Source organism: Pseudoxanthomonas sp. LH2527, from assembly GCF_022539275.1.
Taxonomy (GTDB): Bacteria; Pseudomonadota; Gammaproteobacteria; order Xanthomonadales; family Xanthomonadaceae; genus Pseudoxanthomonas_A.
Genome location: NZ_JAKZBW010000031.1, coordinates 43434 through 49969 on the forward strand (window position 1 = coordinate 43434; position 6536 = coordinate 49969).

8 protein-coding genes are annotated in these 6536 nt (G+C 67.0%); all 8 read right to left on the reverse strand.

The window, feature by feature from the left end:
- Positions 1–7 precede the first annotated feature (7 nt).
- The 8 genes from rnt to pstC all read right to left on the reverse strand — a co-directional run bounded on the left by rnt (position 8) and on the right by pstC (position 6523).
- Positions 8–637, reverse strand: coding sequence for a ribonuclease T (gene rnt, locus MMG85_RS15575; RefSeq protein WP_241046859.1), 630 nt, complete (start codon positions 635–637; stop codon positions 8–10).
- A 200-nt stretch (positions 638–837) separates the two neighbouring features.
- Positions 838–1590, reverse strand: a complete 753-nt coding sequence (locus tag MMG85_RS15580) for a putative DNA-binding domain-containing protein (RefSeq protein ID WP_241046860.1) — start codon at positions 1588–1590, stop codon at positions 838–840.
- Positions 1583–2437 carry a DUF692 domain-containing protein gene (locus tag MMG85_RS15585; protein ID WP_241046861.1) on the reverse strand — a complete coding sequence of 285 codons (855 nt, stop codon included), beginning with the start codon at positions 2435–2437 and terminating at the stop codon, positions 1583–1585. Before MMG85_RS15585 ends, MMG85_RS15580 begins: the two co-directional genes overlap by 8 nt.
- A 49-nt stretch (positions 2438–2486) precedes the next feature.
- Positions 2487–2900 (reverse strand): hypothetical protein, encoded by a 414-nt coding sequence (locus MMG85_RS15590; protein WP_241046862.1) that lies wholly within the window; start codon positions 2898–2900, stop codon positions 2487–2489.
- 154 nt (positions 2901–3054) lie between these two features.
- Positions 3055–3765: a phosphate signaling complex protein PhoU gene (phoU, locus tag MMG85_RS15595; RefSeq protein ID WP_055935724.1), complete on the reverse strand. Its 711-nt coding sequence runs from the start codon at positions 3763–3765 to the stop codon at positions 3055–3057.
- A gap of 124 nt (positions 3766–3889) precedes the next feature.
- Positions 3890–4708, reverse strand: a complete 819-nt coding sequence (pstB, locus tag MMG85_RS15600) for a phosphate ABC transporter ATP-binding protein PstB (RefSeq protein WP_241046863.1) — start codon at positions 4706–4708, stop codon at positions 3890–3892.
- Positions 4701–5552 carry a phosphate ABC transporter permease PstA gene (gene pstA, locus MMG85_RS15605; RefSeq protein ID WP_241046864.1) on the reverse strand — a complete coding sequence of 284 codons (852 nt, stop codon included), beginning with the start codon at positions 5550–5552 and terminating at the stop codon, positions 4701–4703. Before pstA ends, pstB begins: the two co-directional genes overlap by 8 nt.
- Positions 5552–6523 carry a phosphate ABC transporter permease subunit PstC gene (pstC, locus tag MMG85_RS15610; protein ID WP_241046867.1) on the reverse strand — a complete coding sequence of 324 codons (972 nt, stop codon included), beginning with the start codon at positions 6521–6523 and terminating at the stop codon, positions 5552–5554. The genes pstA and pstC overlap by 1 nt, the downstream gene beginning before the upstream one ends.
- Positions 6524–6536 lie beyond the last annotated feature (13 nt).

Sequence of the window (6536 nt, forward strand, 5' to 3'; positions counted from 1 at the left end):
CGCGCACTCAGCCCAACGGCTTCGGCCACATGTTCACGATCTTGCAGAACAGGCGCGCGGTCTGTTCGGCGTCGTACACGGCCGAATGCGCGTCGTCGGCGTTCCAGTCGAAACCCGCAGCCTGCACCGCACGCGCGAGCACGGTCTGGCCGTAGGCTACGCCGGCCAGCGTCACCGTGTCGAACACGCTGAAGGGGTGGAACGGGTTGCGCTTGTGCGCCACGCGGTTGACCGCCGCGTTGAGGAAGTTGAGGTCGAAGTGCGCGTTGTGCCCGACCAGGATGGCGCGCTGGCAGGCATGCTTCTTCACTGCCGCGCGCACCGCCGCGAACACATGGTCCAGCGCGTCCTTCTCGTGCTTGGCGAAGCGGAACGGATGGTCTAGGTCGATGCCGGTGACTTCCAGCGATTTCGGGTCGATCTCGGTACCCGGTGCCGGATGCAGGTGCACGCTGGAGGTGGTGCCGCAGACCAACAGGCCGTTCTCGTCCAGGTCCAGCGGCACCGCGGCCAGTTCCAGCAGCGCGTGCCGGTTCCAGTCGAAGCCGCCGGTTTCCACGTCCACCACCACGGGCAGGTAGCCGCGGAAGCGTTGGGCCATCGGGGTGATGCGGACGGGTTCGGCGGTGCTTTCCATGCGGGAAAGGGTAGCAGAGGGAGGCAACGCTTCCCCGGCTGGAGGCCGAACCGCGATCTCATGCTTGTTGTAGGAGCGACGTGAGTCGCGACCGCCAGCCTGCCGCTCGCGTGGCCATGGGGGCAGTACCGGTACATCAGCTTCCAGGCTGCGGCGATGTCTTGGTCGCCCATGCCGTGCGGTCGCGACTTATGTCGCTCCTACAGCAGCTCCGCGCGTGTACCCAGCACCGTGCCTTCCTCGCGCATGCGCGTGAGCATGGCGGCGCCCTGATCCACGAAGGCGGACAGATCCTCCACGCCGGCTTCCGCCGCCAGCAGCCGCAGTGCGACTTCACCGCTGCGGCCGCCTTCGCCCAGCACTTCGATCAGGCGGTAAACGAGCGGCGAGATGGACGCGAAGCGCACCTGATGCGCCGCGTCGCGACGCACCAGCAGCAAGGTGGGCTCGTCCGGCGGGACGTCGGGACGGAAATCGGGGCCGATGCGGTGCACCGGCCACTGGTAGCCCAGCGCCCACGCGAAGGGCGATATCACCGGTTCGCCCGCGAGCAGGTCGCCGTCCGGATCATGCGGTGGCACGGTGTCGCCGGCGATCTGCAGCGCCAGTTCCACCCATTCGTAATGCGCCAGTTCGCGCAGCCAGGGCGGAAGGTCGTCGTCCTGGCGGGCTTCCAGGTAACGGATGAACTCGCGCGCGATTTCCGGAAACAGCGGCGTCTGGCTGCGGTGATCGGCATAGAACTGCCGCACCAGCACGCGCCATGCGTCCTCGCCGAGAGTCTTGCGGATCACCGGGAAGTTGCCGGCGAGCAGGCCTTCGATATTGTTGAAGAACAGGTCGCGGTAGATCGCCAGCCGACGTTCCTCGACACCGGGCGGCGGCGGGTGCGACGACGGATCGCGCAGGTGGCGCGCCAGGGCGAACTGCTGGTCGCGCAGCGTGTCAGCCACGCGCGGCCTGCGCGGCGGCGCCTGCGCGATGCATGGCCTGCAACTGGCGGATGCGCTGCAGTTCGGCGCACAGGTCGGCCAGCGGCGGGAAGTTGAAGTCGCGCTCCAGCAGCGTCGGGCGTACGCCATGCGTGGCATAGGCCTGCGACAGCAGCGACCACACATCGTCCTTCACCGGTGCGCCATGCGTATCGACCTTCAGGTCGTCGGCTTCGTCGTAATGGCCGGCGATGTGGTACGACGCGATCCGCGCCGACGGCATGCGGGCCAGGAAGGCGCGTGCGTCGTAGCCGTGATTGATCGCGTTGACGAAGATGTTGTTGACGTCCAGCAGCAGGTCGCAGTCGGCTTCCTCCACTACCGCAGTGACGAAGTCGGCTTCGTCCATCGCCTGGTACGGGGCGGCGTAGTAGGAGACGTTCTCCACCGCGATCCGCCGGCCCAGCGCGTCCTGCGCGTGGCGGATGCGTGCGGCGACCTGTTGCACGGCGTCCTCGGTGAACGGGATCGGCATCAGGTCGTACAGATGGCCATCGTCGGCGCAGTAGCTCAAGTGCTCGCTGTAGAGCGACACGTCGTACTGGTCGAGGAAGCGTCGGGTGCGGGCGAGGAAGGTGTCGTCCAGCGGCGCCACGCCGCCCAGCGACAGCGACAGCCCATGGCAGGTGAGCGGGTGACGCGAAGACAGCGCCTGCAGGGCTTCGCCATACCGGCCGCCCACGCCGATCCAGTTGTCCGGCGCGCATTCGAGGAAGTCGAAGGCGCCGGCCGGCGCGTCCAGCAGTTCATCCAGCAGGGCGCGGCGCAGGCCCAGGCCGGCAGTGGAGGAGGGAAGGGCGGTCTTCATGCGGAGGCGGGCGCGGGTCCCGGCGTGGCGCCGGAACCCGCGCAAGGACTCACTTGGTTTCGCCGGCCTTCTTGGCGCCGCCGCACTTGCCCTCGCCACACTTGCCTTCACCGCATTTGCCCTCGGCGCCCTTGGTGCCGGCGTGGGCCTTGTGCTCGGCGGCATCGATGAAGCCGTCCTTGTTGGTGTCGATCTCGGCGAACTTCGCCGCCTTGTCGGGATGGGCGGCGGTGAACTCGGCCTGCGAGACCTTGCCGTCCTTGTCGGTGTCGGCCTTGGCCATGCCGCACCTGCCTTCACCACACTTGCCCTCGCCGCATTTGCCTTCGGCGGCCTTGGCGGTTTCGCCGGCAGCCAGCAGGTAGCCCTGCGCCAGCGGCTCCATCGCGAACGCCGAACCGCTCAGGGCGAGACCGCCGGCCAAGGCGATGGCAACCGCGGTGGGCTTGTTGGTCTTGGACATCGTCATGCTCTCCAGTGAGGTGCGGCGGGGGCCGCACGGGAAGTGGCGACAGTGTAGACGCAGTCCGTTAGCCGGCCGTATGCAGGCCCCAGAATGCCAGCGCCCCGCGTGGAAGCGGGGCGCTGGCGGTGTTGCGGTGCGGAAGAAACGTCGTTCAGACCACGCCGGTGGTGCTGGTCTCGTCGCGCTTGTCGCGCGGCGGCAGCGGCTGCTCGCCATGCACCAGGAACCAGATGTTCTCGGCGATGTTGGTGGCGTGGTCGCCGATGCGCTCCAGGTTCTTGGCCATGAACAGCAGGTGCGTGCAGGGCGTGATGTTGCGCGGGTCTTCCATCATGTAGGTCAGCAGCTCGCGGAACAGCGCGGTGTAGTGCGCGTCCAGTTCGGCATCGCGCTCGCGCACCTGCACGGCCTGCTCGGCGTCGCCGTTCTGGTAGGCGACCAGCACGTCGCGCACCTGGCGCGCGGCCAGCTTGCCCAGCGCCCGCAGGCCGGTGATCTGCGGCATCGGCGGCGACACGTTGAGGGCGATCGAGCGCTTGGCGACGTTGGCCGCGTAGTCGCCGATGCGCTCGATGTCGGCCGGAATGCGCAGCCCGGCGAGGATCTCGCGCAGGTCGCGCGCCAACGGGCCGCGCAGCGCCAGGTGCATCACGTCATGGCTGACCTGGTGCTCGATGGCGTCGATGGCCTCGTCGTTGGCGATGATGCGCTGGGCGGCCTTGTCGTCGCGGCGCTCCACCACGTCCAGCGCGGCTTCCAACTGCGCCACGGCGGTCTCGCCCATGCGCACGATCTCCGCCACGATGCGGCGCTGTTCTTCGTCGTAGCTCTTCACGATATGGTCGTTCGGTTGGGTGTTCATGGGGAGGCCGTGATTAGTGATTAGGGATTGGTGATTCGTGATGGGATGAACCGGTGCCGTTTCATGCTGGGGTGCTCGCTTTTGCGAATCACCAATCCCCAATCACGAATCACGGGTTCCTGCATCAACCGAACCTGCCCGTAATGTAGTCTTCCGTCTGCTGCTTGCCGGGGTTGGAGAAGATCGTCGAGGTGACGTCGTGCTCCACCAGCTCGCCCAGGTACATGAAGGCGGTGTAGTCGGACACGCGCGCGGCCTGCTGCATGTTGTGGGTGACGATGGCGATCGTGTACTGGTGCTTCAGTTCCTCGATCAGCTGTTCGATCTTGCTGGTCGAGATGGGATCCAGTGCCGAGGTCGGTTCGTCCAGCAGGATCACGTCCGGGCGCAGCGCCACCGCACGCGCGATGCACAGGCGCTGCTGCTGGCCGCCGGACAGGCCCAGCGCGCTCTGCTTCAGCTTGTCCTTGGCCTCGTCCCACAGCGCCGCCTGGCGCAGCGCCTGTTCCACGCGCACGTCCATGTCGGCCTTGTTCAGGCGCTCGTGGTGGCGGATGCCGTAGGCGACGTTCTCGAAGATGGTCATCGGGAACGGCACCGGCTTCTGGAACACCATGCCCACCTTGCTGCGCAGGCGGTTCATCGGGTACTTGGCGTCGAGGATGTTCTCGCCGTCCAGCAGCACGTCGCCGGTGGCGCGCAGCTTCGGATAGAGCGAGTAGATGCGGTTGAACACGCGCAGCAGGGTGGACTTGCCGCAGCCAGAGGGACCGATCAGCGCGGTGACGCGCTTCTCCGGAATCTCCAGGTTGATGTTCTTCAGCGCGTGGTAGTCGCCGTAGTAGAAGTCCAGGCTCTTGGCGGCCAGTTTCACGCTGGCGTTCGCGGCGAGGTCATCCTGGCGCTGCGGCGTCACCACGGCAATGCGGGCGGCGTCATTCATGGGTCACCTTGTTTCGAAGAAGGATGGTTCGGGCGATCAGGCTGAGCACCAGCACCATGCCGGTGACGAGGAAGGCGCCGGCCCAGGCCAGCGAATTCCACGAGTCGTACGGGCTCATGGCGTACTGGAAGATCACCATCGGCAGGTTGGCCATCGACTGGTTGAGGTCGGTGCTCCAGAACTGGTTGTTGAAGGCGGTGAACAGCAGCGGTGCCGTCTCGCCGCTGATGCGCGCCAGTGCCAGCAGCACGCCGGTGACGATGCCCGGCAGCGCCGAGCGCATCAGCACCTGGGTGGTCACCTTCCACTGCGGCACGCCGAGCGACAGCGCGGCCTCGCGCATCTGCTGCGGCACCAGCCGCAGCATCTCGTCGGTGGTGCGCACGATCACCGGCAGGGCGATGAACGCCAGCGCCACAGCGCCCGCCCACGCCGAGTAGTGACCCATCTGCGCCACCATCACGGTGTAGATGAAAAGGCCCAGCACGATGGACGGCGCCGACAGCAGGATGTCGTTGACGAAGCGGACGGTTTCGCCCAGCCAGTGCTTGTTGGCGTATTCGGCCAGGTAGGTGCCGGCGGCCACGCCGACCGGCGTGCCCAGCAGGATCGCCAGCAGGCTCATCACCACGCTGCCGAACAGCGCGTTGGCCAGGCCGCCGGGTTCGTTCGGCGGCGGCGTCATCTGGGTGAACAGGTCCAGGTTGAGGCTGCTCATGCCCTTGGTGATCGTGGTCCAGAGGATCCAGACCAGCCACATCAGGCCGAAGATCGCGGCCGCAATGGACAGCGTCAGCGCGACGGCGTTCTTGACCTTGCGGTAGGTGTACAGGGACGCGGACATCAGTTGCCCTCCCGCTTGGCCAGTTGGCGCAGCATCAGGCGGGCGATGGCCAGCACGATGAAGGTCAGCAGGAACAGGGTGAAGCCCAGCAGCAGCAGCGAACCCTTGTGCAGCGGATCGGTGGCTTCGGCGAACTCGTTGGCGATGGTGGACGCGATGGAGGTGCCCGGCTCCAGCAGGGCCGCACTGATCGTGTAGGCGTTGCCGATCACGAAGGTCACCGCCATGGTTTCGCCGAGCGCGCGACCCAGGCCGAGGAACACGCCGCCGATCACCGCCGAACGCGTGTACGGCAGCACCACGTCCCACACCACTTCCCACTTGGTGGAACCCAGCGCGTAGGCCGACTCCTTCAGCCGGCCCGGCACGGTCAGGAAGACCTCGCGCATCACCGACGACACGAACGGGATCACCATGATCGCCAGCACCAGGCCGGCGGTCAGCATGCCGATGCCCAGCGGCGGCCCGGAAAGCACGGCGCCGATCAGCGGCAGCTGGCCCAGGTTGTCGTTGATCCACGGATAGACGTGTTCGCTCAGCTGCGGCGCCAGCACGAACAGGCCCCACATGCCGTAGATGATCGACGGAATGCCGGCCAGCAGTTCGATCGCCATGCCGACCGGACCGCGCATCCAGGCCGGCGCCACTTCGGTCAGGAATACCGCGATGCCGAAGCTCACCGGCACCGCGATCAGCATGGCCACGCCGGCGCTGACCAGGGTGCCGAACACTGGCACCAGGGCGCCGAACTCGCGCGTGCCGACATTCCACTCGGTGCTGGTGAAGAAGCCCAGGCCGAAGGTCTGCAGGGCCTCGCGACCGCCCCACAGCATCGACACGGCGGCGGCGATCAGCGAAATCAGGACGAACATGCCGGCGCCGGTCAGCGTCAGCCGGAACAGCCTGTCGGCGCGCGCGTCTTTGGCAGTGCGCACGTCCGTCAGTGAAGCGGGGAGGGCGGTGGCGTTCATGCAACCCGGGAAG

Excerpts from the sequence above, each read along its gene's own strand:
- MMG85_RS15585 (WP_241046861.1), bottom strand. The coding sequence starts at position 2,437 with ATGAAGACCGCCCTTCCCTCCTCCACTGCCGGCCTGGGCCTGCGCCGC.
- phoU (WP_055935724.1), bottom strand. The coding sequence starts at position 3,765 with ATGAACACCCAACCGAACGACCATATCGTGAAGAGCTACGACGAAGAA.
- pstB (WP_241046863.1), bottom strand. The coding sequence starts at position 4,708 with ATGAATGACGCCGCCCGCATTGCCGTGGTGACGCCGCAGCGCCAGGAT.
- MMG85_RS15590 (WP_241046862.1), bottom strand. The coding sequence starts at position 2,900 with ATGTCCAAGACCAACAAGCCCACCGCGGTTGCCATCGCCTTGGCCGGC.
- pstC (WP_241046867.1), bottom strand. The coding sequence starts at position 6,523 with ATGAACGCCACCGCCCTCCCCGCTTCACTGACGGACGTGCGCACTGCC.
- rnt (WP_241046859.1), bottom strand. The coding sequence starts at position 637 with ATGGAAAGCACCGCCGAACCCGTCCGCATCACCCCGATGGCCCAACGC.
- pstA (WP_241046864.1), bottom strand. The coding sequence starts at position 5,552 with ATGTCCGCGTCCCTGTACACCTACCGCAAGGTCAAGAACGCCGTCGCG.